Genomic DNA, 25,082 nt, shown 5'->3' with positions numbered 1-25,082 from the left:
AGTTATTCCGAGTGGCGATAATCCGTTCTGGACGCATGGTGGGCAGTGCGGATCAGCAACAACACCGCGCAAACCACCGGCAAATTGACCAACAGCAGTGCATAGCGCAGAGACTCACGGCCGAACACGGGAAGCAACATATCGCTGAACAAGCCGGTTATCAGTGGCCCGACACCGACCCCGAGCAGCGTGCTGACGATGGTTTGCAACGCCATGGCGGTCCCGCGTCGACCGGCTGGTACCAATTGGGTGACGAGGTTGTAGGACGGGGCGACCCACCAGACGGAAAAAAACGAATAGAGCGCGCACCAGAGCATGGCGCGTGGAATCGGTACATCGCCCAGGCGCACCAGCAGGGAATCGGACCAGAGCAGGTAGGGGATCAGCGCGCTGATTGCTGCCAGGTGGCCCAGCACCGGAATCGAAATTTGCCAGTGTGGATGGCGGCGGCACAGCCGGTCGCTCAACCAGCCACTGAACAGGCCTCCGATCCCGGCCGAAATACCGCAGATTACCCCCGCAAGCAGTCCGGCGTGTTGCAGTGACAAGCCGTGGGAGCGCACCAGAAAACTGGTGTTCCACATGCCAATGGCGTAGGCGCTGAGCGTGGTCAGGCCACCGGCGAGGATCAGGCATCGGTAGGCCGGCAGAGCCCAGAGTTTGCGTGCTTCGGCGTACATGCCGAGCAGCGCGGGTTGCGTGTGGGGCTGTGGCGTGAGGTCCCAGCGGCCGCGCTGCGGGTCACGCACGGCGAACGCCAGGATGGCGCTGAACACCAGGGCCGGCACGCCAAGGGCAACGAACGCAGTACGCCAGCCATAGTGTTCCACCACCCAGGCGCCGATACTCAAACCGATGATCGAAGAAAAGGTCGGTGCCGCGGTAAAACAACTGATGGCAAATGAGCGGCGTTGGGGTGGATACAGGTCAGCGATCAACGACAGCGAGGCCGACGTCGTCGGCGATTCGCTGACGGCCACCAGCATTCGCGCAATGGCCAGTGCCAGAAAGCTGCCGGCCAACCCGCAAGCCATGGTCGCCACAGCCCACAACAGGCAAGACATTGCCAGCAGACGAATTCGCGGCATGCGGTCCACCAGTCGTCCCGCCGGCAGGCCCATCAACGCATAGACTGCGGCGAACGCCAGGCCCGAGATCAGGCCTATGGCGGTGTCGCCGACCGCGAATTCGGCTTTGATCGGTTCGACCATGACCGCGAGTATTTGTCGCCCGACGAAGTTGTCGGCAAACACCATGGCCAGCAGCATTAACAAACCATGGCTGCCCCAGCCGACGCTGACCGGTGACAATAAACCTGCGCGGGCGGTCACCGCGGTGCCCACAGATCAGGCAAGCCCGGGTCACTGACGACAATCAGGCGCTTGAGCAAGACCTTCAAGGCCTGGGCGTCGGCGGCGCCGAGCTTGACGGAGAGGTCTTCTTCCACGGCCTTGGCCAGCGCCAGTTGGTGCAGTGAAACTTCGCGACCCTGGGCTGTGAGGACAAACCGCAGCGAATCTGCCGGTCCCTCGAATGCGACAAGACGCTGGCGTTCGAGAAAACGCATGCTCGCCAGCGTGACTTCGCGGCCGGTGTAATTTACGAAGGTGTTGATTTCCTCGAGGGTCAGGTTGTCGCGGATACACAAAATCGACAGAACAAAAAATGTCTGTTCGTCCAACTGCTGACTGTTCAGCAAGTGGCGCAAGGCGTTGAGTACCTGGTAATGCGCGCGTCCCAACAGGTAACCGAGCAAGTCCTCGGTGTAGCTGCATTCCGGTGGTGGCGGTGTGGTCGCCAGGCGCAACTCGCTGCGTGGCTTGCGCGTGGCCAGGGCGTATTGGCCACTCTGGAACGCCAGTGGCGCCCGGTCGCTGTGATCGAAGGCGAGTACCTCGCCGACAAAGATCACGTGGTCGCCGCCTTCGTACTGGAAGGCCGTGCGGCACTGGAAGCGTGCCGTGCAATCCTGCAGCAGCGGTGCCTCGCTGACGCCATGATCCAGTTCGATCTCGGCGAACTTGTCCTCGCCCTGGGTGGCGAAACGTCCCGACAGGGTCTCTTGCTCCGTGGACAGTACGTGCACGTTCCAATGCTTGCCGTTGCTGAACACCGGCAGGCTGCGCGCTTGCTTGGACAGGCTCCAGAGCACCAGCGGCGGGTTGAGTGAAACCGAGTTGAAGCTATTGGCGGTGATGCCCACGGGCGAGCCGTCTTCGGTTTGGGTGGTGATGATCGTGACCCCGGTGGTGAACGTGCCGAGCGCGGCACGAAATGCCTGGGGATCGAAGCTGATGTTTTGGATTGCCATGACTGGCCTCATGGAGTGGAATTTTCGTATGGCCAGTATTGGGCGTTTGCAGGCCCTGAACATCGTCTCAACGGACTAACGCTAATGCAGGGCCTCGTCCGATTGGACGAGGCGGTGCAGCGGGCGGCGAGGCTAGGGTGGCGTCAGGCGCATCGGGCGCTCAGCGGCCATCGAGCCAACCTGCAAGGGGATAACAATGAGTTCAGCCAAAGACCTTTCCAACCTGCTGGCGCAACAGAAAAGCGCCTTTGCCAGCGCCGGCAGTGTCAGCGCCGACACCCGCCGCCAGCGCCTGCAGCAAGTGATCGACCTGTTGGTCCAGAACCACGAAGCATTGACTGCGGCGATCGACCAGGACTTTGGCGGGCGGCCTGTCGGTTTCTCTCTGATGAATGACGTACTGGGCACCCTGGCTTCGCTCAAGCATGCCCGTGACCATCTACAGGAATGGATGCAGGACGAGCCGCGCGAGATGTTTTCCCCCTATGACCAGCTCGGCGCACGGGCTTGGGTCATGCACCAGCCAAAAGGCACGGTGGGCATTCTCGGGACCTGGAACGCCCCGCTGTATACCTTGTTCAGCCCGTTGGCTTCGGCCCTGGCGGCCGGTAACCGGGCCATCCTCAAGCCTTCCGAAGTGGTGCCGCGCACCGCTGAATTGGTCGCGCGTCTGTGTGCCGAACACCTTGATCCGCAGGTTGTGGCGGTGGTCAACGGCGGGCCGGATCTGGGCGAAGCCTTCAGCAGTCAACCCTTCGATCACCTGGTGTTCACCGGCAGCACGGCGATTGGTCGGCTAGTGATGGGCAATGCCGCAAAAAACCTGGTGCCGGTGACCCTGGAACTCGGCGGCAAGTCGCCGGTGATCATTTCGCACACTGCCGACCTGAACAAAACAGCCTTCAACCTCGCGGCGGGCAAGATTTGCAATGGTGGGCAGGTTTGTATCAATCCGGATCTGGTCTACGTACCCAAGGCTCAGCTGGAATCGTTTCTCGATGCGCTGCGCAGTGCCTATCGCGATCTCAACCCGACAGTGGCCGGCAACCCGGATGTGGTGGCGGTGGTCAACCAGCGTCATCTGGAGCGGGTCGAAGGTTTGGTGCAGGACGCCGAATCCCGCGGCACGCGCATCGAGTGCCTTCCCGAACCCCTGGCCGTAGATGCCCAAGACCGTCGTCGTCCGCTGCGAGTGGTGATCGATCCGGCCCCGGACAGCCTGATCATGCACGAGGAAATCTTCGGCCCGGCGATGGTCGTGCTCAGCTATGACGAACTCGATCAGGTCATCACCGACATCAACGGCAGGCCACGTCCGCTGGCGTTGTACTACTTCGGCGAGGATGCTCAAGAGCAACGTTACGTGCTCGAGCACACCCTGTCCGGCGGGGTCACCCTTAACGATGTGATGATGCACCCCGCGCTGCACGATGCGCCATTCGGTGGCGTCGGTGCTTCAGGCATGGGGCATTATCACGGCCGCGAAGGCTTCCTCGAATTCAGTCACATGCGCACGGTGTTCAAGGCATCAGTCCACGACCCACGCCGTGAATGGGGCCTGCTGCCGCCTTACGGCGAACACTATCTGGCGGCCATGCTGGCCGGGGTCACCTCCGACTGATTCCAGCGCAGGGGTGCCTTCGCCCCTGTCCGCTGCTTGAGACAGGCCATTGAAAATGTTCAAGGCAATTACTATCGCCCAGCGCCTGTGGCTCTGGGCGCTGTTGGCCACGTTGCTGTTTGTCCTGGCGGTGCTGTTGGGCGCCTATGGATTGCAACAGGCGCGCGACAGTCTGCGCGCGATCAACGAGGACAACCTGGCGACATTGTTGATGTTCGGTGAGATCGAACATCGCCTCGGTGAAAGTCGGCGCCAGGTTTTGCTGGCGATCCAGCAAGACCCTGAGGGCCCGCTGGTAGCGGCGTTCGACCGACCGGTGGAAGCTACCCTGAGTGCCATCGAAAGCAATAACCGGGCACTGGCCGAGATCTGGGCAAGCTATCGCCAGCGCTCATTGAGCGGTGAAGAGCAGCAGGCGGCGGATGCGTTCGACCAGCATTATCAGGCGTGGCAGGATGAGTTGGGCATCCTTCTGGAATCCTTTCGTGCCGGTGATTTTCGCCTGCCGGGCATTTTGTCCTTTCTGCGCATGGCCGAGCCTCAGGGCAATGCCGCCGTGGCTGAACTGAGCAGGTTGCAGGCACTGCAGAAAATCAGCGCAGCGCAGGCCTACGAGTCGGCGCAGCACCGCTATCGTTCGACGTTACTGGCGTACCTGGCACTGGCGCTGGTGGGCGGGTTGGCGGGGAGCCTTACTGCGTTTTCCACGTTACGTCGACTCAAGCGCGCCTTTGCCCAGGCGGGTGCCAGTGTGCGTGCAATCGCCAGTGGCGATCTGTTGCAACCGATCGATATCAGGGGCAGCGATGAGTTCGCACGGATGCTGCGCGACATTGCGCTGATGCGTGACAGCCTGCACGGGCTGATCTCTCAAATGCGCGAGCTGGTACAACGGGTCAGTCGCGAAGCGGCACACATGGCCGAGTCGGCAGAGCTGGCCTCCACGGCCACCCGGCAACAGGCGGACGCGGTGCGCGGAATTTCCCGTGCGGTGGAAGATTTGTCGGGGTCGATCAGTGAAGTGGAAAACCATGTCGATGTGTCACGTGACATCACCCAGCATTCGGCGGGGCGCTCGGGCAAGAGTGAAGGCTTTATCCGCGACATGGCCCAAGAGATGAACCGCATCAGTGACGTGATCAGCGACACGGCTGTGCACATTCGTGAGCTCGAAGGGTTCTCCGCAGAAATCAGCCAGGTGCTCAATGTGATTCGCAGCATTGCCGAGCAAACCAACCTCCTGGCGCTGAATGCCGCCATCGAGGCTGCTCGGGCGGGTGAGGCGGGTCGCGGGTTTGCCGTGGTCGCCGACGAAGTGCGTCTGCTGGCCCAACGCACCGCCAGTTCGATTGGCGAAATCGACCTGACTGTGCAACGTATTCAAGTGGGTACGTTGGCGGTGGTCGACGGCATCGGTCGGGTCGTCAGCCGGGTACGCGACGGCGTCAGTCTGGCCCATGAGGCCGGTGATTCGGTGGCGCAAATTCGCAGCGGCACTGATGATGTGATCCGCAGTGTGGACACCATCGCCACGGTAATCACCGAGCAGGTCAGGGTTACCCGGGAAATGGTTGTTCGGGTCGAGAGTGTCTCCAGCGGCACCGGTGCGCTGTCGGCCAACGCCGGGCGCAGTGCGGCGGCCGCCGCGGACCTGGAACAACTGGCGCGGGCACTGGATCAGTTGTCGGCACGTTTTAATGTCGCTTGAACAGCGGCCTTGCTCCATTTGAATACCGTAACCCCTGTGGGAGTGAGCCAGTTCGCGATAGGGTCAACCCATTGACCCACCGTTTTCGCCAGCAGACTCGCTCTCGCAAGGAGCAAGAACTCAATCATTCAGTCACTCACAACCAGGGCGCGATCACAACAATGGACAACCTTGAAAACGCACCACTCAACTCCACCACTGGCTGGCCGCGCCGCAGCGTGCTCAAGGCCGGTGCCGTAGCGGTCGGCGTCGGCCTCCTGGGGCGATTTGCCGATGCGCGCGCACAAGGGCTTTCGGCCAGTGACTACCAGGCCATGGATGCCTGGGCCATGAGCCAGGCGATACGCAGCGGCGAACTGAGCGCCGAGGACCTGCTGACAGCCGCGCTCGCCCGTTACAACGAGGTCAACGCCAAGGTCAATGCAGTGAACATGTTGCATGAAACCTACGCTCGCACATTGCTCGCCCAGCGACGCGCTGCCGGTACCTCCAACCAGGGCATCCTGGCGGGTGTGCCATTGCTGTTCAAGGACCTGAACACCACGCTACAAGGAACGATCACCAGCAACGGTAGCCGGATGTTCAAGGACTCACCGCCCGCCGCCCGCACCAGTACCCTGATCGCCCGCTACGAGCAAGCCGGTGCAGTGCCGTTCGGCAAGACCACGTCCCCCGAGTTCGGCTTGACCACCACCACCGAATCCCTGGCCTGGGGCCAGACCCATAATCCGTGGAACCTGGCCATGAGCGCGGGCGGTTCTTCCGGTGGCTCGGCAGCCGCAGTGGCGGCAGGGATCGTTCCTGTGGCGCATGCCACCGATGGCGGCGGATCGATCCGCATCCCTGCCTCATATTGCGGCGTCGTCGGGCTCAAGCCCAGCCGCTATCGCACCCCCAGCGGGCCACTGCATTTCGAAGGCTCGTTTGGTGCCAGCGCTGCCAACGTGGTGTCGCGCACGGTGCGCGATACGGCGTTGTTCCTTGATGCCGGTCAAGGTCATGAGGCGGGCAGTGCTTATTGGTGCGCACCGTTGATTCGGCCTTATGTGGAAGAGTTGCAGCGTGATCCCGGCAAGCTGCGCGTAGCCGTGGTGCGTCAATCGCTGACCGGTGCCCCTCTGGAACCGGCGATTGCCGCCGCTCTGGAGCAGACCATCAAGCAACTGTCGGCCCTTGGGCATCAACTCGACGAATTGACGCTGAACATCGATCCACGCCAGTTGTTCGGTGCCCATGGCACTGCGCTCGGCACGGCATTGCGTGTGCAGATTCATGATCGCGAGCAGGTACTCGGACGGGCTGCCACGGCTCAGGATCTGGAGAAGATCACCTTGGTCAACCTCGAGCGCTCGAAGGCGACCAGCGGCGAAGACCTGTACCGAGCGCGGCAAGCGTTCGAGAGTATTGGCGCGACGATGGAAAAGCACTTCGAACGCTACGACGTGATCCTGTCGCCAGTCACTGGCAGCCTGACCCCGAAGCTGGGTCTGTTGTCGCTAGACCAGCCTTGGGACAGCTACGCCCATCAGGCCATGGGCAGCGCCGGTTTCACCGTGATCGCCAATGTCAGCGGCCAGCCGGCCATCTCACTACCCCTGGGCCAGAGCGATGACGGCCTGCCGGTGGGCATGATGTTTACTGCCCGTCTGGGTGGCGAAGATGTGCTATTGCGTCTGGCCAGCCAACTGGAACAGGCCCACCCGTGGGCTGCCAGACGTGCCACTCTTTAACCCGCCCCCATCACCCTGTAGGAGCCGGCTTGCCGGCGAAGGCGCCGGCATCAGCGCAGCAAGGTTCAGGACCGCCTTCGCCGGCGAGCCAGTTCCTGCAGGTTTATTGGGCGTTGCCGGGATTTGCGCCTGACAGTGATCCCCTGTAGGAGCCGGCTTGCCGGCGAAGGCGGTGTGTCAGGCGAGTGAGATGTTGGATGTGCCGGCCGTATCGCTGGTAAGCCAGCTGGGCACCCCCTAGTCCACTTTGACGATGAGCCCATCCCCCCGCAGCCCCGATCATGGGCTGCACTCCGCCAGCGCACCCTGCGTGGTCGGCGGTTTCTTTCTGACCTCAGCTAATGGCATAACAACAATGACGGCTCAAGTTCAGTCTCAGACCCACTACGACGTGATTGTCGTCGGTTCGGGCGCAGGTGCGATGACTTCGGCAGTGTTCCTCGCCGACCAGGGATTAAGCGTGTTGGTCGTGGAAAAAAGCGACCAGTACGGCGGCACCTCGGCGATCTCCGGGGGCGGTATCTGGATCCCCAACAACCACTACTTCGCTCGCATGAGCGGCAACGACAGCTACGCCACGGCGCTGACCTACCTGAAGGCGGCAGCGGGCGAACATGTCGATGAAGTGCGCTTGCGTGCCTACCTGGACAACGCGCCGAAGATGATCGAGCAGCTCACCAGCAACAGCCGGGTGCGTTATGCAGTAGCGGCCAAATACCCTGATTACTATCCGCATCTGCCGGGAGCGCTTGCCGGTGGGAGAACCCTGGACCCTGAATTTTTCGACACCAGCCTGTTGGGTGACGAACTGACAAACCTGCGCAAACCATCGCCTTCGACGCTGCTGATGGGGTGCATCGCCTGGACAGCGCGTGATGCGCACAAGGTGATGGCTCGCAGTTTCGGCTGGCGTCTGCTGATCATGAAACTGATGTTGCGCTACAAGCTGGACTTCAAGTGGCGACGCAAAAGCAAGATTGATCGTCGCGCGTCCCTGGGTAGTTCGCTGGTAGCCTCGTTGCGTCGCTCGCTGATGGACCGCAACGTGCCGCTTTGGCTCAACACCGATTTTTCCGGCCTGATCACCGACAACGGACGGGTCACCGGCATCACCGTGCAGCGTGACGGAGCCGAGCGGCAACTGCATGCGCGCCACGGGGTGATACTGGCCTCGGGCGGCTTCGAACAAAATCAGGTCCTGCGCGACCAGTACCTGCCCAAGCCAAGCCGCAGGTCCTGGAGCGCGACACCACCGGGCAACAACACCGGCGCAGCGCTGGAAGCCGGCATGGCTCAGGGCGCGGCCACCGCATTGATGGATTGGGCCTGGTGGGCGCCGACCATTGCCGTACCAGGAGAAGAAAAGCCTCGGGGGATTTTCGCCGAGCGTGCATTCCCTGGCGCCATCGTGGTCAACGGTGAGGGCAAGCGCTTTGTCAACGAAGCGGCGCCGTACCTGGAGTTCGTCGATGCCATGCATCAGGACAACCAGAAAACCGGCGGAAAAACAGTGCCGGCCTGGGTGATTTTCGACGCGCATTTCCGTTTCAACTACGCCATGGGTCCGTTGATGCCCGGCCAGATCATGCCCGACAGCCGCCTGCGCAAGGAGTGGCTCAACACGCTGTACTGGAAGGCGGACACCCTGGCCGGTCTGGCCCGGCAGATTGGCGTCGACAGTGCCGGCCTGGAAGCCACCGTCAGCAAGGTCAACGGCTACGCGGACTCTGGCGTAGACCTGGACTTCGCCCGTGGCGGTAACGTCTTCGACCGTTATTACGGCGACTGCAACGTCAAGCCCAACCCTTGCCTGGCGCCGCTGCGCAAAGGCCCGTATTACGCCATGCGTCTGGATGCCGGGGACATCGGCACCAAGGGCGGCCTGCTGACCAACGAGCATGCGCAGGTGGTGCGCGATGATGGCACGACCATCGCCGGCTTGTATGCCATCGGCAACTGCTCGGCATCGGTGATGGGCACCAGCTATCCGGGAGCGGGAGGCACTCTGGGACCGGCGATGACCTTCGGCTATGTCGCCGCCAACCATTTGGCCAGCCAGCGCAAGGAGTGATCATGTCCATGTCCGATAACATCCCCAGCACTGAAGTACTGCCGCCGTTGCAGGTGGCCGATAGCAACAGCCTGACCTGGGATGAACAATGCGATGTGCTGGTCGTTGGCTGGGGGGCGGCCGGAGCCTGTTCCGCACTGGAAGCTCGCGCCCAGGGCGCCGATGTGCTGATCGCCGACCGCTTCACCGGCGGTGGTGCCAGCGCCAAGAGTGGCGGGGTGGTCTACGCCGGTGGCGGCACTCGCCATCAGCAGGCGGCGGGTTTCAACGACAGTCCCCAAGCCATGTTCGATTACCTCAAGCACGAAACCCAAGGCGTGGTCAGTGACGACACATTGCGGCGTTTTTGTGACGACAGCGTGAGCAACCTGCAGTGGCTGGAAAGTCACGGCGCCCCCTACGCCCACCAGATGCCGCCGGGAGGGGGAAAGACCTCGTACCCGCCTGACGGCTATTTCCTCTATTACTCGGGCAACGAGCTGGTACCTGATCACGGCGGTCCCTTGCCTCCTGCACCACGCGGGCATCGTACGGTGGGCAAGGGGCAGGGCGGCGCGGTGCTTTTCGCTCACCTCAAGGCTGCGTGCCTGAAGGCCGGAGCGAGGACGCTGCTGCAGGCGGCGGCGCGTCGACTGGTGATCGATCCCCTGGGACGGGTGCTCGGTGCCGAGTTTTGGTGTATTCCCGCCGGTACCAAGGAGGCGCAGATGCATGCGCGACTCGCTGCCCGCGCCGAACGATTGCAGAATTTCGCGCCTGGATATTGCAACAAACTGCGCAAGAAAGTCTGCCAGCTCGAGCAGGATTTCGCCCGGCCACGACGCGTGAGGGCGCGCAACGGAGTGATCCTGAGCACCGGCGGATTCATCTTCAATCGCCAGTTGCTCGAACAACACGCGCCGAAGTTTCGTCGCAACTTCAAGGTCGGCGCCACCGGCTGCGATGGCAGCGGCTTGCGCCTGGGCGCCAGTGTCGGCGGTCAGGGTTCGGGGCTGGAGCGGGTATCGGCGTGGCGTTTCATCAACCCGCCGTACAGTTGGCACAAGGGCATCGTGGTCAATCGCGAAGGACGGCGCTTCTGCAATGAAGAAGTCTACGGTGCCACCCTCGGTCAACCCTTGATGGAAGAGCAGGGCGGCAAAGCCTGGCTGGTACTGGATGCGCCGTTGCGCAAAAAATCCATTCGCGAGGCGCTGTTTGGCGGCTACTGGTGGTTCCAGAGTTTTCCCGCTCTGGCGCTGATGTTGTTCAAGGTGCGCAAGGGCAAGAGCCTGAGCGAACTGGCCGACGCGACATCCATGGACCCCGCCGTGCTGCGTGCCTCGGTGCTGGCCGCCAACGCCGCCGCCCGTGGCGAGGCGCCAGAGCCTTTCGGCAAGTCCGAGGGTGGGCGCCAGGTGCTGGAGCAAGGGCCTTTTTACGCCTGCGATATTTCGGTGACCAATCCGGTATTCCCCCTGGGTGCCCTGACCCTGGGCGGCTTGCGCGTGGATGAACGCAGCGGCGCGGTGCTGGACGAACAAGGCCAGGCGATCGATGGCCTGTACGCGGCCGGGCGCAGTGCCTTGGGAATACCTTCGCACCTGTACATCAGCGGCCTGTCCCTGGCCGACTGCGTGTTTTCCGGTCGGCGTGCCGGTGCCGCTGTCGCCCACTCGCAAGACCTGCATCGTCAATCGACCCACGCACACGAGATGACATGATGACCCTCAATCTCACCAACAAGAACGGCCGGGTTCACGGCAAGGTTGCGCTGGTCACCGGCGGCGCCAAGGGGATCGGTGCTGCCAGCGTCAGGCTGCTGGCGGCCGAAGGCGCCCAAGTGCTGATCAGCGACCTGGACGTCGAGGCGGGCCAGGCGCTTGCGGCGCAAATCGGACCGGCTGCAGCCTTCATTCACCACGACGTCAGCAGCGAAGCGCAGTGGCGCCAGGTCATCGACCATGTTCGCGAGCACTATGGTCGCCTGGATATCCTGGTCAACAACGCCGGCATCCTGATCTGCGGCTCGATTGAAGAGACCAGTCTGGAACAGTGGCAGAAGGTCATGCGGGTGAATGCCGACAGCGTGTTTCTAGGCTGTCGCGAAGGCATCGCGCTGATGAAGGATACGGGTGGTTCGATCATCAACCTGTCGTCCATCGCGGCCCTGGCCGGGCGTGACGATTACCTGGCCTACAGTGCCTCCAAGGGCGCGGTGGCGGCGTTGTCGCGTTCGGTGGCGGTGCTTTGTCGACGGCGCAAATACCGTATTCGCTGCAATACCCTGCACCCGGATGGCGTACTCACCGACATGACCCGCGGCGGCTTTCCCGAGGGAGTCGATCCGAATCGCCTGACCATCGACAGCGACCCGATGAATCGCATGTGTCGTCCCGAAGATGTGGCGGCCAGCGTGTTGTTCCTGGCCAGTGACGAGGCTCGTGCGATCAATGGGGTGGAGTTGCGCATTGACAGTGGGCAGATGGTGATGAGTATCTAACCCTTGCTCGCGATGGCGGCCTGACAGCCAACCAGAATATTGCGGATGTACACGATCCTGTGTGCGGGCTTGCCCCGCGAAGGCGGCTTTCCGGTCGACACTGATTTTGCGGGTGTCCCCGATCCCCTGTAGGAGGGAGCCTGCTCGCGATGGCTTTGTGTTGGGCGACTTGTTTTTTGATGGTGTACATATCCATCGCTGCGGTAACGGCGGCTTATGGTTTCGCCCTTACGGCGAGTCACTTTTGACAAACGCCTCAAAAGTCTTGCCCCACCATTCGGCCCCTCGCTTAGGCTCCGGGGTGCCCTCACTCCGGCATTGCTCCGTGGGCCCGCCGCGATCGGCCATCCATGGCCGTGCGCGGCTATCCCGGCATCCATGCCGGGATGCCCACTACGCAACGCCTGCGTTCGGCCTCTGGAAACGGGGCGGGTGGATCAAGATCAAAAGCCAAGCAAGATCAAAAGATCGCAGCCTTCGGCAGCTCCTACGGGGAAGTGTGCACGAGCTACCGACCAGGCCGCCCGGGTTTTGCACCTCGGTTGACGAGCGCTTAATACCCTTCGAACTGCGCCGGGCGTTTGTCGATGAACGCCTGCATGCCTTCCTTCTGGTCCCGTGAGGCGAACAGCAGGGCGTTGGCCTTGCGTTCCAGGGCCAGGCCGGTTTCCAGCGGCGCGTCCATGCCGGCCAGGATCACTTCCTTGATCTGCTCGGCGGCCAGGGCCGGCATCGCCGCGATGACGCGGGCCAGTTCCAGGGCGTGGGACTGCACCTGGTCATCGTCCACCAGATCGCTGACCAACCCGGCGACCCAGGCGTCTTCGGCGCTGATCGGTTGCCCGGTGAGTGCCATGCGCATCGCCTTGACCTTGCCCACCGCGCGCACCAACCGTTGGGTACCGCCGATACCGGGCATGATGCCGATGCGAATTTCCGGTTGGCAGAAGCGCGCACTGCGCCCGGCGACGATCAGGTCGGCGTGCATCGCCAGCTCGCAACCACCGCCATAGGCGTAACCGCAAACCGCCGCGATCACCGGCTTCGGGCAATGCTGGATCGGCCCCCAGACCCGCTCGGTGTGGCGCTTGTAGATATCGATGGCGCCGACCCCGGCCATGCTGTTGATGTCGCCACCGGCCGCGAACACCTTGTCACCGCCCGTCAGCACGATGCAGCGCACCTCGGGATCGATCGCCAGCTCACTGAAGAAACGCGACAGCAGCGCCTGCAGCTCCAGGCTCAGGGCATTGGTCGCCTGCGGGCGATTGAGGCGCAGCAGGGCCACACCGGGCAGTGGACGTTCGAGCAGAACCGGTGCAGCGAATGAGTCGGACATGGGCAGCCTCAAAGAGCAGTCAAGGTGTGAATGGCCGCCAGTGTCCTGTTCGCGAGGTTGAATTTTCATCGTCCGTTCAGACGTAGTTTGCCCCGCAGTTCGTCCCTAGAGTGACCCTTGTCAGTAGAGAAAGGAGCACATGATGGAGCTGCATTCGGGTCTTGATTACAGCGGCAAAGTGGTGCTGGTCACCGGTGGCACCAAGGGCATCGGCGCCGGTATCGCACGGGGGTTCCTCGCTGCCAACGCACGGGTGATCGTCTGTGCCCGGCGCGAACCTGAGCAGGTGCCGACACTGGGTGGCAAGAGCGCAAGTTTCATTGCCGCCGATGTGCGTGACCACGATTCCCTGCAACGCCTGTTCACCAGCATCGAGCGCGACTTCGGGCGTCTCGACGTGGTGATCAACAACGCCGGCGGCAGCCCGTCTGCCGACGCGGCTACGGCTTCGCCGAGGTTTCACGAAAGCATCATCGGGCTGAATCTGATCGCACCGCTCAACGTCGCCCAGCACGCCAACCGGCTGATGCAGGCGCAGGCCCAGGGCGGTTGCATCGTCTTTATCGGCAGCATCAGTGCGTTGCGCTCCTCGCCAGGTACCGCAGCCTACGGCGCGGCCAAGGCTGGGGTGCTGGCGCTGGTGCAATCGCTGGCGGTGGAGTGGGGGCCGAAGGTACGGGTGGTCACGGTCAGCCCAGGGTTGGTGCTGACCGAACAGGCGCATCTGCACTATGGCTCCGAGGCCGGTATCGCGGCCGTCGCTGCGGGTATTCCGGCCGCGCGCATGGCGGTGGCCGAAGACATCGCCAATGCCTGCCTCTACATCGCATCACCACTGGCCAGTTACGCCAGCGGTTGCAACCTGTTGCTCCATGGCGGTGGTGAACGCCCGGCATTTCTCGGTGCCGCGCAGGTTCTGCCCACCTGATCGACCTATTGCGGCGACCGGGTTCGGTGGCCGCCTTCAATCTGAAGGAGACGACTTTGGCTGATCCACAATTGCTATCCAATGTGCGCGCCCTGGTGGGGCGCCAGTACGGCCGCGTGTATGCCTGGGACGAAGTCAACGCACCGATGATTCGCCAATGGTGCGAAGTCATGGGCGTGGACAACCCGCTGTACACCGACGCTGATTTTGCCCTGGGCACGCTACATGAGGGCCTGATCGCGCCGCCGGCAATGTTGCAGGTGTGGACCATGGAAGGCCTGCACGCCAATAACTATCCGCCTGGCTCCACCGACGAGAACCCGTACGAGGTGCTCAAGGAAATGGAAGCCTACGGCTATGCCTCCACCGTAGCAGTGAACTCCGAGCTGAGCTTCACCCGCCCGGTGCGCCTGGGCGAAAAGCTCTACTACACCACGCGCCTGGATTCGGTGGGCGATGAGAAAACCACCGCCCTGGGCACGGGTTTTTTCGTCACCCTGGTGATGAGCCACTTCGTCGAAAAAGCTGGCGGCGACGAGCCGGTGGGCCAGCTGCTGTTTCGCGTCTTCAAGTTCCGCGCGGCCAATGCCCAGGCGCCGGCCAAGGTTGAGGCGGCACCGGTCAAGGCCAAGCGCCCTTTGCCGGGCATCAGCGACGACACGCGGTTCTTCTGGGAAGGCTGCGACAAGGGCCAGTTGTTGATCCAGCGTTGCAGCGCCTGCCAGACCCTGCGTCATCCACCGGCACCGGTGTGCATTGAATGCCACAGCTTCGACTGGGACACCCTGCAAGCCAGCGGCCGCGCCACCTTGTATTCGTTTGTGGTGATGCACTACCCCGAAGTACCACCGTTCGATTACCCCAACCCGATCGGCCTGATCGAACTGGAAGAGGGCGTGCGCCTGATCGCAGGCCTGGTCGGTATCGAGCGTGAGCAATTGCAGATCGGCCAGCGTTTGCAGGTCGAGTTCCAGACCTTCGATGACCAGCTGACCCTGCCGTTGTTCCGGCCGGTAGAGGCATAGGAGCCACCATGGATTTCGAATTGAGCGAAGACCAGCGCGCCATTGCGCAAATGGCTGACGGCTTGTTTGTCGACCATTGCCATGACGACTACATGCGCCAGTGGGATACCAGTGGCGAGCCGATGATGGCGCCGCTCTGGGCGCTGTGCATCGAGACCGGCCTGCATGCCCTGGCGATTCCCGAAGAACACGGCGGCAGCGGCCTGGGCATGACCGAACTGATGCTGGTGCTGCAAGCCCAGGGCAAGGCCCTGGCCCAGGTGCCGTTGTGGCGTCATCAATTGGCGGCCGCGACCCTGGCGCGTTTCGGCGCTGACGACAGCGCGGAGTGGGTGGCCAAGGCGGCATCCGGCGAGGTGTTGCTGAGCCTGTCAATCGACGGCTTGAGCAGTGCGCGGGGCATTGAGTTGCAGGCACAGGCGAATGTCGGGGGCTGGTCGATCAATGGTCGGGTCGCAGCCTTGTCACTGGGTGACCAGGCCCGCGCCGCACTGGTGCTGGTGCAGGCCGAGGGCCAGCCGCGCTTGCTGCTGCTCGACCTGGCGGCGCCTGAAATTCAACGGGTGTCGGCGGTGCTGACCCACGGCGAAGCGGTGGCCGACCTGCACATCGAAGGCTTGACCGTGGACGCCTCGGCGCTGTTGCCGACCGAGGCTGTCGCCTGGCTGGAACTGCGCAGTGTGGCGGCATTGGCGGCCCTGCAATTGGGGGTCAGCGAAGAGCAGATCCGTCGCACCGTGGAGTACGTCAGCGAGCGCCGACAGTTCGAGCGCAGCATCGGCAGCTTCCAGGCGGTGCAGATGAGCATGGCCGACAACCACATTGCCGTTGAAGCCTTGCGCACGGTGCTGTGGCAACTGGCCTACCGCATCGATGCGGATCTGCAGGCACCCTCCGAAGCCCTGGCTACCGCGTGGATGGCCTGTGAAGCCGGACATCGCATCGGGCATGTCGCACAGCATGTGCATGGCGGCATCGGCGTCGACCTGACGTACCCGATCCACCGTTTTCTCTACTGGAGCCGCGGTCTGTGCCTTGCCCTCGGTGGCTCGGCAGCAAGCCTGGAACGCCTGGGCGACTGGCTCAACGATAACGACAAGCTGGGATGGAAATATGACCTCGAAGAACACCAAGCGCTTTGAAGACGTGCGCCCCGGCGAAGCACTGCCGGAGCTTGCCGTGCCGATCACGGTGACGCTGATCAACGGCGGCGCGATTGCCACCCGTGACTACTTCCCCGGTCACCACGATGCGGAGGCGGCCCGTGCCCTGGGTTCACCCCATGTGTTCATGAACATCCTCACCACCAACGGGCTGGTGCAGCGGTTCATCGAGCAGTGGGCCGGGCCATTGGCGCAATTCACCGCACTGAAAATCAAGCTCGGCGTGCCGAACTATCCCGGCGACTGCATGACCTTCAATGGCAGCGTCACCGGTGTTGATGCGCACACTCGTTCGGTGGAAATCACTTTGAGCGGCAAAAATTCCATGGGCAACCACGTGACCGGCACGGTCGCGCTGGTCCTGCCCTGACAGCCGGAGAGACACAGATGACTGATTCATCGATTTCCGGGCGCGCCGCGATCGTTGGCCTGGGCGCGACCGAATTTTCCAAGAACTCCGGACGCACCGAATTGCGCCTGGCCCTGGAGGCCACCTTGAGTGCGCTCAAGGATGCCGGTATCGATCCGTCCGAGGTCGAGGGCTTCAGCTCTTACTCGGTGGACAAGGTCCCGGAGTACGAAATTGCCCGGTTGCTGGGCTGCAAGGATGTGAAGTTCTTCTCCCAAGTGCCCCATGGCGGCGGCGCAGCCTGCGGGCCGGTGATGCACGCAGCGATGGCGGTGGCCACCGGGATGGCGAAAGTGGTGGTGGTCTATCGCGCCATGAATGAACGTTCGTGGTATCGCTTCGGCACCGGTGCCTACGGTTTTGCCAACACACCGACCTTCGACAACGTCAACTACGGCTGGTACATGCCCCACGGCTTCCATACACCGGCCGCCTGGGTCGGGATGTTCGCCCAGCGCTACATGCACACCTATGGTGCCACCAGCGAAGACTTCGGTCGGGTGGCGGTGGCCGCACGGGATTTCGCCGCGACCAACCCGCAGGCGTTTTTCCACGGCAAGCCGATCACCCTGGAAGAACACCAGGCTTCGCGCTGGATCTGCGAACCGCTGCACCTGCTCGATTGCTGCCAGGAGTCCGATGGCGCTGTGGCGATGGTCATCACTTCGGCCGAACGCGCCCGTGACCTGCGGCAGAAACCGGTGACCATCAAGGCCGGTTCCCAAGGCATCAGCCACGGTCAGCAGAGCATGACCTCGTTCTACCGCGAAGACATCACCGGCCTGCCGGAAATGGGCGTGGTTGCCCGCGAGCTGTATCGCCAGTCGGGCCTGGGGCCTGATGCGTTCCAGACCGCGATTATCTATGACCACTTCACCCCGTTCGTGTTGCCGCAATTGGAAGAGTTCGGTTTCGTCAAACGCGGCGAAGCCAAGGAATTCATCCGCGCCGGGCACCACGCCCGTGGCGGCAAACTGCCGATCAACACCCATGGCGGGCAACTGGGCGAAGCCTATATCCACGGCATGAACGGCATCGCAGAAGCGGTGCGTCAGGTGCGCGGTACGGCAGTCAACCAGGTGGCGGATGTACAGAACGTGCTGGTCACCGCCGGTACCGGCGTACCCACCAGCGGCCTGATTCTCGGCGCAGTGTAAGGAGCAGCAGATGTTCGTCGACCTCACCCCCGAACAACATGCCCTGCGCCTCAAGGTGCGGGACTATTTCCAGGCCCTGATGACCCCGCACATGCGCGAGCAATTGCGCGGCAAGGAAGGCGGCGAGCTGTATCGCCAGACCATCCGCCAGATGGGGCGCGACGGCTGGCTCGCGGTTGGCTGGCCCAAGGCCCATGGCGGCCAGGGTTACGCCGCCACCGAACAGTTGATCTTCTTCGAAGAAGCCAACATCGCCGGGGCGCCACTACCGTTCGTGACCATCAGTACCGTAGGTCCGGCGTTGATGGCACACGGCAGCGAGCTGCAGAAAGAACGCTTCCTGCCCGGCATCGCCGCCGGCGAGATCATGTTTGCCATCGGCTACTCGGAGCCGGATGCCGGCAGTGACCTGGCCGTGCTCAAAACCAGCGCTCGCCAGGACGATGAAGGCTTCGTGGTCAATGGCAACAAACTGTGGACCTCGGGTGCCGAATCGGCCGACTTCGTCTGGCTGGCGGCTCGTACCGATCCGACCCAGGCGCGGCACAAAGGCATTTCGCTGCTGATCGTCGACACCACGACCCCGGGCTTCTCTCACACCCTGATTCGCACCGTCGGCAATCCGACGGCAGCCACCTACTACGACAACGTGCGGGTGCCCAACGAGATGCTGGTGGGTGAGTTGCACGGAGGCTGGAAGCTGATCACCTCGCAGCTGAATCACGAACGTCTCGGCCTGGGCACCTGGTCGGACAAGGTCGTCGCGCTGTTTCGCCGGGTTTACCTGTGGGCGCGGGCCCGCGATGAACAGGGCCGTCGGGCGATGGACAAGGCCTGGGTGCGCAGCTCGCTGGCCGAGTGCTATGCGCGTCTTGAGGCCATGCGCCTGATCAACATGCGCATTGCCGCCGACCTCGAGCTCGACCGTATGAGCGTTGCGCTGAGTTCGACCACCAAGGTTTACGGCTCCGAGTCGGCTATCGAAATTCTGCGCCGGCTGGCCGCAATCGTCGGTGCCAATGGTTCGATGCGCAGCGGTTCGGCGGCGACGTTGTTGGAGGGGGCTCTGGAGTATGAATTGCGCTCTGCCACGACCCTGACCTTTGGCGGTGGCACCAATGAAATCCAGCGCGAGCTGATCGCCCAGTTTGGCCTCGGCATGCCGCGCACCCAACGCTGACACCGGTCCATCAAAAACAAAAAGCGTACTCGCTCCGGATCCGGGGCGGGTCGAAGGGGACTTTCATGAGCACTATCGAGCAATTTCGGCACGACACCCGTGCCTGGCTGGAGGCCAATTGCCCGCTGTCGATGCGCACGGGCATGGCTGAAGGCGATGTGGTGTGGGGCAGCCAGAACCCGCAGTTTCCCTGTGAAGACGCGCGCCTGTGGTTCGAACGCATGCGCGACAAGCGCTGGTTCTGTCCCGAGTGGCCTGAGGAATATGGCGGTGCGGGCCTGAGTGACGAACAACTGGCGGTGCTGGAAAGCGAGATGCGTCGCATCAAATGCCGGCCGCCGCAGATCAACCTCGGCATCTGGATGCTCGGGCCGGTGTTGCTGGCTTACGGCAGCGAGCAACAGAAACGTGATCTGCTGCCGCCGATTGCCCGCGGTGAAGTGCGCTGGTGCCAGGGCTTCTCCGAGCCGAACGCCGGTTCCGACCTGGCCAGCCTGAAAATGGCCGCTCGCGATGCTGGTGATCACTTCGTGGTGGACGGCAGCAAGATCTGGACGTCCTACGGCGACAAATCCGACTGGATGTATGCCCTGGTGCGCACCGACTTCAGCGCGCCGAAACACGAAGGCATCAGCTTGATCGTGCTGGACATGCGCAGTCCCGGCGTGAAGCCGCAGCCGATCGATTTGATCAGCGGAAAGTCGGCGTTCTGCCAGGTGTTCTTCGACAGCGTGAAAGTGCCCAAGAGCCAGTTGATCGGGCCGTTGAACGGCGGCTGGAACCTGGCCAAGTATCTGCTGCAGCACGAACGCAAGGCGATGTCGAAATTCGGCGAGTTCAGTCTGCCGTCGCACGTCGATCTGCTGGCCCTGATGCGCGAATACGTACCGGCGCCACAGAGTCAGAGTGAACACGCATTGCACGCTCGCGCCACCGCTTGTGCGATGAACGAGCAGGCCTACAACCTCACCGTGCAGCGCATGGGCGAAGAGGCGCGGGCCGGCGACGACATCGGTGGCCTGATGTCGATCATGAAACTGGTGCACACCGAACAGGAACGCGACAAGTTCGAAGTGCTGCTCGATGCCATGGCCGGGCATGCCTTCGGCTGGGAGAGCGCGGCATTCAGCGAGCAGCAACTGGCGGTGACCCGCTCCTGGTTGAACAGCTATGCGCTGACCATTTCCGGCGGATCTTCGGAGGTCCAGTTGAACGTCATCGCCAAGCGCGTGCTGGGCTTGCCCGACGCCAAAAAAGGAGTCACCCCATGAGCCTGCGTTATAGCGATGAACAGCGTTTGCTGGCCGACAGCGCCCGGGACTTTCTCGCCGCCCGCAGCCCGGTCAGTGCCCAGCGTCGACTGCGCGATGACGCAGTGCGGTCGGGTTTCGATGCGCAACTGTGGCGGGACGCCGTCGACCTGGGATGGAGTGCGATTGCGTTTCCGGAAGCCTTTGGCGGCCTGGATTTCGGTTGCAAGGGCCTTGGGCCGATCTTCGAATCCATGGGTCGCAACCTGTCCGCCATGCCGCTGTTGTCCAGCGTGGTGCTTGGCGGTTCACTGGTGCTGCTGGCGGGCAGTCCGGCGCAGAAGGCGCACTGGTTGCAAGCACTGATCGGCGGCGAACAGCGCCTGGCCCTGGCGATGGACGAACACTCGCGTCACGACCCTAGCCGCATCGCCCTTGAGGCCAAGGCCGAGGGGCAGGGCTATCGCTTGCACGGCGACAAGTTCTGGGTGGTCGACGGCTTGGGTGCCGATGCCTACGTGGTCGCGGCGCGCACGTCCGGCCAGCCTGGCGAGACGCAAGGCATCAGCCTGTTCCTGGTGCCGGCCGATACACCGGGATTGACCGTCAGCGCCTTGTCGCTGATCGATTCGCGCAACAGCGCACGCCTGCAACTGGATCAGGTGCATTTGAGTAGCGATGCGTTGCTGGGCACCTTGGGCGAGGGCTGGACTGCGCTGGAAACCGCGCTGGACCGTGGCCGCACCTGTCTCGCGGCGGAGCTGCTGGGGATGGCCGAGCAGCTGTTCGAAACCACCCTGGAATACCTCAAGACCCGCGTGCAGTTCGACACCGCCATTGGCACCTTCCAGGTTCTGCAACATCGCGCCGCGCAGATGTACATCGACCTGGCGCTGAGCCGCAGCGCCCTGATGGCCGCGCTGGCGACCCTCGATGACACCGGCCTCGACCCCGGGGCACGGGCGCGGCTGGTCAGCCTGGCGAAATGGAAGGCCGGCGACACGGCGATCAAGGTGGCCAACGAAGCCGTGCAGATGCACGGCGGTATCGGCGTCACTGACGAGCTGGACGTCGGCCTGTACCTCAAGCGAGTCCGGGTTGCCCAGAGCTGCCTGGGTGACCGGGATTTCCATTGCGAACGTTATTCGACCCACGCGTAGTACCTGTAGGCAGTCAACGCCTGTGGGAGCGAGCCTGCTCGCGATAGCGGTGTAACTGTCGGCATTGATGTCGACTGACACGCCCTCATCGCGAGCAGGCTCGCTCCCACAGGGATGTCGCTTGACCGACTGACATTGGCTCAATTGCACACCTGCGGATGTGCAACCACGGCTGTCCTGGAGAAAACACAAATGAGCATTGAACGCTGGCAAACCGCGTGGCGGCAACTGATCGCCCCCGGTGCGCCGTTTGAAGTGGTGACGCCTGATGACGGCGCGCCACGCTACTTCCGTCACGCTGCACACGACCTGCTGCAGGTGATCGACGCGGGTCGGGTTCACGGTGACCGTGAATTCCTGGTCTGGCAGACGCAACGCCTGACCTTCAATCAGTTCTACGATCAGGTCGACCGCCTGGCCGGGCAGATGGTTGCCCGCTTCGACTTGCAGCCGGGCGAGCGGGTGGCGATTGCCATGCGCAACCAACCGGCGTGGCTGGTGGCCTTCGCCGCGATCGTGCGCTGTGGTGCGGTGTGTGTGCCGCTCAACAGCTGGGGGCTGCGCGACGAGCTGCAGTACGCGCTGCAGGACAGTGGTTCGCGCCTGCTGCTGTGTGATGAGGCACGCCTCGATACGCTGTATGAAGATCTGGCCCGTGAGCAGCGAGGCACGATTGTCGTCGGTGTTCACGAAGGAACGTTGCCCGACCACTGCCTGCATTTTGAAGACCTGATCAGCGCCCCGGCATTGCCGTTGCCGGTGCTGAACATCGACCCCGAGACGCCGGCACTGATCCTCTACACCTCGGGCACCACCAGTCGTGCCAAGGGCGCGGTGTCGAGTCACCGGGCCATCTGTCAGGCGATTTTCGCCCTGGATTTCCAGGGTGCGTTTTGCGCCATGAGCTCGCCCGAGCGTATCGGCGTGGTGATCAACAGCGGCTATCCACCCACCACTCTGGCGGCAGTGCCGCTGTTCCATGTCAGCGGCTTGCATGCGCAGTTCCTGTCGGCAATACGCGGCGGTCGGCGTTTGATGCTGATGTACAAGTGGGATGTCGAACGTGCCATCGACCTCATTCGCGATGAGCGCTGCACCCAGTTCAACGGGGCACCGGTGATGATGCAGCAACTGCTTGCTTCACCACGTTTCGGCGGCGAGCACACCGTCAGCCTGTTCGGTCTCGGACTGGGCGGTGCAGCTTCGTCCGCCGGCGTGCTGGACAACATGCTCAAGCTCAAGCCCGACATCATCGGCGGTGCCGGGTACGGCCTGACCGAAAGCAACGGCATCGGTGCGGCCATCGGTGGCGATCCCTTCGTCTACAAGCCTGCGGTCGCCGGTTGGGCCTTGCCGATAGTCGACATCCGCATTGGCGACGATCCGCACCAGCCACAGCCGGCCGGCACAAGCGGGGTGATCTGGCTGCGTTCGCCGACCCTGATGAGCGCCTACTGGAACCTGCCGCAAGCCACTGCGCAAAGCCTGCGCGACGGGTGGCTCGACACCGGCGATATCGGCTGTCTCGACGATGAGGGGTTCCTCAGTATCACCGGTCGGGTCAAGGAATTGATCAACCGGGGTGGTGAGAAAATTTCTGCCGCTGAAATCGAAACCTGCATCCTCGATATGCCGGGCGTGTTGGAAGCGGCCGCATTCGCCATCGCCGACCCGCTGCTGGGTGAAGTCGTGGGGCTGGCCGTGCATGGCCAGGCTTCGACGCTGCCCCAGGAGGCACAGATCTGCGCCTTCATCGCCGAGCGCCTGGCCGCCTACAAAGTGCCGACGCAGGTCTATCGGGTACTCGAACCCTTGCCACGCAACGCCACCGGCAAGGTGCTCAAGGCACAACTGCAAGAAAAGTTGGACGCCTGACGCCGCCTTAGTCTTTCCGGACGATGTCGGGGCCGGCAGAACACGAACAATGGGTCCATTCCACAAAGCCTTATCAGCGAAGGAGGCATCACATGAAAATAACAAGAACAGGTCTCATGCTCGCGGTCGCAGTCACAGCCAATAGCGGGCTGATGGGTTATGCGCACGCCGCGGTAACACCCCAGGAAGCAGCCAGGCTGGGCAAGGAGCTGACCTGTGTCGGCGCCGAGCAAGCCGGCAACGCCGAGGGCACCATTCCGCCGTACACCGGCAAATACCTGGGTGAAGTCCCAGGCTGGAATCATGTGAAATTCTCCGGCGACCAGCCGGTGGATCCCTACGCGGCGGAGAAGCCGGTCCTGGTGATCACTGCGCAGAACATGAGCCAGTACGAGGCACACTTGACCGAAGGGCAGAAGGCGCTGCTGAAGAAGTATCCGACTACCTACAAGATGAACATTTACCCCGGCCATCGGGATTTCCGCTACCCCGATTACGTGTGCAAGCGGGCCATGAGCAATGCCCTGAATGCCAAGCTGGTCAATGACGGGGCAGGTTTTGAAGGGCTGGGCCAGGTGCCGTTTCCGATACCCAAGAACGGCATGGAACTGCTGTGGAACCACCAGTTGCCGGCGCGTGCCTACACTGAGGAAAAGACCTCTGACCTGGCCTCGGTCCTGCCCAATGGCAGCATCGGCTGGGGCCGTGCCTATGCACGCAACCTGTCGCAGGCCAACTCGCCAACCGTCGAGCCCACCACGGATGGCAAGATCCAGGCCATGAGCAACAACATGACCCTCAAACCGGCCCGCGACAACGGCACCCTGAGCATTTCCCACGAACCCTACAACTTCGCCGTCGAGTCGCGTCAGGCCTGGTCTTACAGCCCGTCCACCCGGCGTGTGCGGCAACTGCCGGGCTACGGTTACGATCAGCCGATGATCGGCACCAACGGCACCATGACCGTCGATGAGGACCGCTTGTTCAACGGCTCACCGGAGCGTTTCAACTGGAAGCTGGTTGGCAAGCGAGAGATCTACAGCCCGGCCAACGCCTACAAACCCAACGCCGGGACCGTCAAGCTCTCCGAGATGTTGACCCCCAACCACCCCAACCCCGATCTCATGCGTTATGAGTTGCGTCGCGTGTGGGTGCTGGAAGCCGACTTGAAGGAAGGCTTTCGCCATGTCTATGGCAAGCGTGTGCTGTTCATCGACGAAGACACCTGGAACGCGGTCATGGCCGACAACTACGACGCCCGTGGGCAACTGTGGAAACACGCCATGATCAACTACTACTACCACCCTGACATGAGCGGCTGGCAGGCCGGTTCACAGTTCTTCATGGACTTGAACTCTGGCCAGTACACCGGTTACGGCATGACCAACGAAGCGAAAAAGGGGCCGATCCTCAACGAAGGTAAATTCACCCCGGACCAATACACCGCGGATGCGGCGCGGGCGATCGGGCGGTAAGCCTTTACCGATCGAGACACTGCAATGACAAAAGCCCCGTCGAATTTCGATGGGGTTTTTTTTGGTTCAAACAACAACATTCTGAAAATACGGAAATTTCCGACGTGATCAGTGGATTTTTCCGGCATTCACCCTTGTGCCTTCTTGTTAGCTTGCCCGGCCGTAACCGCTTGTCCATGCCGTCCTGGTTTGGGGTTC

General features: G+C 62.6%; 19 protein-coding genes. 16 read left to right on the top strand and 3 right to left on the bottom strand.

The features are described 5' to 3' along the window. Positions 1 to 2 precede the first annotated feature (2 nt). Entirely contained in the window at positions 3 to 1,310 is a 1,308-nt protein-coding gene (locus QMK58_RS20635) for a spinster family MFS transporter (protein WP_053161656.1), read from the bottom strand. A 17-nt stretch (positions 1,311 to 1,327) separates the two neighbouring features. Further along, positions 1,328 to 2,311 carry a flavin reductase family protein gene (locus QMK58_RS20630; protein ID WP_053161525.1) on the bottom strand — a complete coding sequence of 328 codons (984 nt, stop codon included), beginning with the start codon at positions 2,309 to 2,311 and terminating at the stop codon, positions 1,328 to 1,330. A gap of 196 nt (positions 2,312 to 2,507) precedes the next feature. On the opposite strand from QMK58_RS20630, the gene QMK58_RS20625 reads away from it, so the two are divergent. From QMK58_RS20625 to QMK58_RS20600, 6 genes are all read left to right on the top strand, one after another. Beyond that, positions 2,508 to 3,932, top strand: a complete 1,425-nt coding sequence (locus QMK58_RS20625; RefSeq protein WP_320395348.1) for a coniferyl aldehyde dehydrogenase — start codon at positions 2,508 to 2,510, stop codon at positions 3,930 to 3,932. A 55-nt stretch (positions 3,933 to 3,987) separates the two neighbouring features. Next, positions 3,988 to 5,640, top strand: a complete 1,653-nt coding sequence (locus QMK58_RS20620; protein WP_053161523.1) for a methyl-accepting chemotaxis protein — start codon at positions 3,988 to 3,990, stop codon at positions 5,638 to 5,640. Positions 5,641 to 5,801: 161 nt separating this feature from the next. Further along, positions 5,802 to 7,370, top strand: coding sequence for an amidase (locus QMK58_RS20615; RefSeq protein ID WP_320395347.1), 1,569 nt, complete (start codon positions 5,802 to 5,804; stop codon positions 7,368 to 7,370). 355 nt (positions 7,371 to 7,725) lie between these two features. Next, a complete protein-coding gene (locus QMK58_RS20610) occupies positions 7,726 to 9,441 on the top strand; it encodes an FAD-dependent oxidoreductase (protein WP_320395346.1) in 1,716 nt (571 codons plus the stop codon). Positions 9,442 to 9,443: 2 nt separating this feature from the next. Beyond that, positions 9,444 to 11,144 carry an FAD-binding protein gene (locus QMK58_RS20605; protein WP_320395345.1) on the top strand — a complete coding sequence of 567 codons (1,701 nt, stop codon included), beginning with the start codon at positions 9,444 to 9,446 and terminating at the stop codon, positions 11,142 to 11,144. Continuing rightward, positions 11,141 to 11,923 (top strand): SDR family oxidoreductase, encoded by a 783-nt coding sequence (locus QMK58_RS20600; RefSeq protein ID WP_053161519.1) that lies wholly within the window; start codon positions 11,141 to 11,143, stop codon positions 11,921 to 11,923. Before QMK58_RS20605 ends, QMK58_RS20600 begins: the two co-directional genes overlap by 4 nt. A gap of 553 nt (positions 11,924 to 12,476) precedes the next feature. On the opposite strand, the gene QMK58_RS20595 is transcribed toward QMK58_RS20600, so the two are convergent. Continuing rightward, positions 12,477 to 13,262 (bottom strand): enoyl-CoA hydratase, encoded by a 786-nt coding sequence (locus QMK58_RS20595; protein WP_320395344.1) that lies wholly within the window; start codon positions 13,260 to 13,262, stop codon positions 12,477 to 12,479. Between the two features lie 142 nt (positions 13,263 to 13,404). Here QMK58_RS20595 and QMK58_RS20590 point away from each other — a divergent pair, with 142 nt between their 5' ends. From QMK58_RS20590 to QMK58_RS20545, 10 genes are all read left to right on the top strand, one after another. Continuing rightward, a complete protein-coding gene (locus QMK58_RS20590; RefSeq protein WP_053161517.1) occupies positions 13,405 to 14,190 on the top strand; it encodes an SDR family oxidoreductase in 786 nt (261 codons plus the stop codon). A gap of 56 nt (positions 14,191 to 14,246) precedes the next feature. Further along, complete coding sequence (locus tag QMK58_RS20585) at positions 14,247 to 15,215, top strand: OB-fold domain-containing protein (RefSeq protein ID WP_082344534.1); 969 nt, start codon at positions 14,247 to 14,249, stop codon at positions 15,213 to 15,215. An 8-nt stretch (positions 15,216 to 15,223) separates the two neighbouring features. After that, positions 15,224 to 16,357, top strand: coding sequence for an acyl-CoA dehydrogenase family protein (locus QMK58_RS20580; protein WP_053161515.1), 1,134 nt, complete (start codon positions 15,224 to 15,226; stop codon positions 16,355 to 16,357). Beyond that, a complete protein-coding gene (locus tag QMK58_RS20575) occupies positions 16,329 to 16,748 on the top strand; it encodes a MaoC family dehydratase (protein WP_320395343.1) in 420 nt (139 codons plus the stop codon). The genes QMK58_RS20580 and QMK58_RS20575 overlap by 29 nt, the downstream gene beginning before the upstream one ends. 17 nt (positions 16,749 to 16,765) lie before the next feature. Next, entirely contained in the window at positions 16,766 to 17,944 is a 1,179-nt protein-coding gene (locus QMK58_RS20570; protein WP_053161513.1) for a lipid-transfer protein, read from the top strand. A 10-nt stretch (positions 17,945 to 17,954) separates the two neighbouring features. Beyond that, positions 17,955 to 19,124, top strand: coding sequence for an acyl-CoA dehydrogenase family protein (locus QMK58_RS20565; RefSeq protein WP_053161512.1), 1,170 nt, complete (start codon positions 17,955 to 17,957; stop codon positions 19,122 to 19,124). Between the two features lie 65 nt (positions 19,125 to 19,189). Further along, positions 19,190 to 20,395: an acyl-CoA dehydrogenase family protein gene (locus QMK58_RS20560; protein ID WP_053161511.1), complete on the top strand. Its 1,206-nt coding sequence runs from the start codon at positions 19,190 to 19,192 to the stop codon at positions 20,393 to 20,395. Continuing rightward, positions 20,392 to 21,534, top strand: a complete 1,143-nt coding sequence (locus tag QMK58_RS20555; RefSeq protein ID WP_053161510.1) for an acyl-CoA dehydrogenase family protein — start codon at positions 20,392 to 20,394, stop codon at positions 21,532 to 21,534. Before QMK58_RS20560 ends, QMK58_RS20555 begins: the two co-directional genes overlap by 4 nt. Before the next feature lie 192 nt (positions 21,535 to 21,726). Further along, a complete protein-coding gene (locus QMK58_RS20550; RefSeq protein WP_053161509.1) occupies positions 21,727 to 23,409 on the top strand; it encodes a class I adenylate-forming enzyme family protein in 1,683 nt (560 codons plus the stop codon). 92 nt (positions 23,410 to 23,501) lie between these two features. Then, positions 23,502 to 24,884: a DUF1329 domain-containing protein gene (locus tag QMK58_RS20545; RefSeq protein WP_172681845.1), complete on the top strand. Its 1,383-nt coding sequence runs from the start codon at positions 23,502 to 23,504 to the stop codon at positions 24,882 to 24,884. Positions 24,885 to 25,082: the final 198 nt, after the last annotated feature.

This window comes from Pseudomonas sp. P8_241 (genome assembly GCF_034008315.1).
Classification (GTDB): domain Bacteria; phylum Pseudomonadota; class Gammaproteobacteria; order Pseudomonadales; family Pseudomonadaceae; genus Aquipseudomonas.
The sequence above is the reverse complement of the archived record's forward strand: the minus strand, read 5'-3'. Positions and strand labels throughout refer to the sequence as shown.

Excerpts from the sequence above, each read along its gene's own strand:
- QMK58_RS20630 (WP_053161525.1), bottom strand. The coding sequence starts at position 2,311 with ATGGCAATCCAAAACATCAGCTTCGATCCCCAGGCATTTCGTGCCGCG.
- QMK58_RS20625 (WP_320395348.1), top strand. The coding sequence starts at position 2,508 with ATGAGTTCAGCCAAAGACCTTTCCAACCTGCTGGCGCAACAGAAAAGC.
- QMK58_RS20620 (WP_053161523.1), top strand. The coding sequence starts at position 3,988 with ATGTTCAAGGCAATTACTATCGCCCAGCGCCTGTGGCTCTGGGCGCTG.
- QMK58_RS20615 (WP_320395347.1), top strand. The coding sequence starts at position 5,802 with ATGGACAACCTTGAAAACGCACCACTCAACTCCACCACTGGCTGGCCG.
- QMK58_RS20610 (WP_320395346.1), top strand. The coding sequence starts at position 7,726 with ATGACGGCTCAAGTTCAGTCTCAGACCCACTACGACGTGATTGTCGTC.
- QMK58_RS20605 (WP_320395345.1), top strand. The coding sequence starts at position 9,444 with ATGTCCATGTCCGATAACATCCCCAGCACTGAAGTACTGCCGCCGTTG.
- QMK58_RS20600 (WP_053161519.1), top strand. The coding sequence starts at position 11,141 with ATGATGACCCTCAATCTCACCAACAAGAACGGCCGGGTTCACGGCAAG.
- QMK58_RS20595 (WP_320395344.1), bottom strand. The coding sequence starts at position 13,262 with ATGTCCGACTCATTCGCTGCACCGGTTCTGCTCGAACGTCCACTGCCC.
- QMK58_RS20590 (WP_053161517.1), top strand. The coding sequence starts at position 13,405 with ATGGAGCTGCATTCGGGTCTTGATTACAGCGGCAAAGTGGTGCTGGTC.
- QMK58_RS20580 (WP_053161515.1), top strand. The coding sequence starts at position 15,224 with ATGGATTTCGAATTGAGCGAAGACCAGCGCGCCATTGCGCAAATGGCT.
- QMK58_RS20575 (WP_320395343.1), top strand. The coding sequence starts at position 16,329 with ATGACCTCGAAGAACACCAAGCGCTTTGAAGACGTGCGCCCCGGCGAA.
- QMK58_RS20570 (WP_053161513.1), top strand. The coding sequence starts at position 16,766 with ATGACTGATTCATCGATTTCCGGGCGCGCCGCGATCGTTGGCCTGGGC.
- QMK58_RS20565 (WP_053161512.1), top strand. The coding sequence starts at position 17,955 with ATGTTCGTCGACCTCACCCCCGAACAACATGCCCTGCGCCTCAAGGTG.
- QMK58_RS20560 (WP_053161511.1), top strand. The coding sequence starts at position 19,190 with ATGAGCACTATCGAGCAATTTCGGCACGACACCCGTGCCTGGCTGGAG.
- QMK58_RS20555 (WP_053161510.1), top strand. The coding sequence starts at position 20,392 with ATGAGCCTGCGTTATAGCGATGAACAGCGTTTGCTGGCCGACAGCGCC.
- QMK58_RS20550 (WP_053161509.1), top strand. The coding sequence starts at position 21,727 with ATGAGCATTGAACGCTGGCAAACCGCGTGGCGGCAACTGATCGCCCCC.
- QMK58_RS20545 (WP_172681845.1), top strand. The coding sequence starts at position 23,502 with ATGAAAATAACAAGAACAGGTCTCATGCTCGCGGTCGCAGTCACAGCC.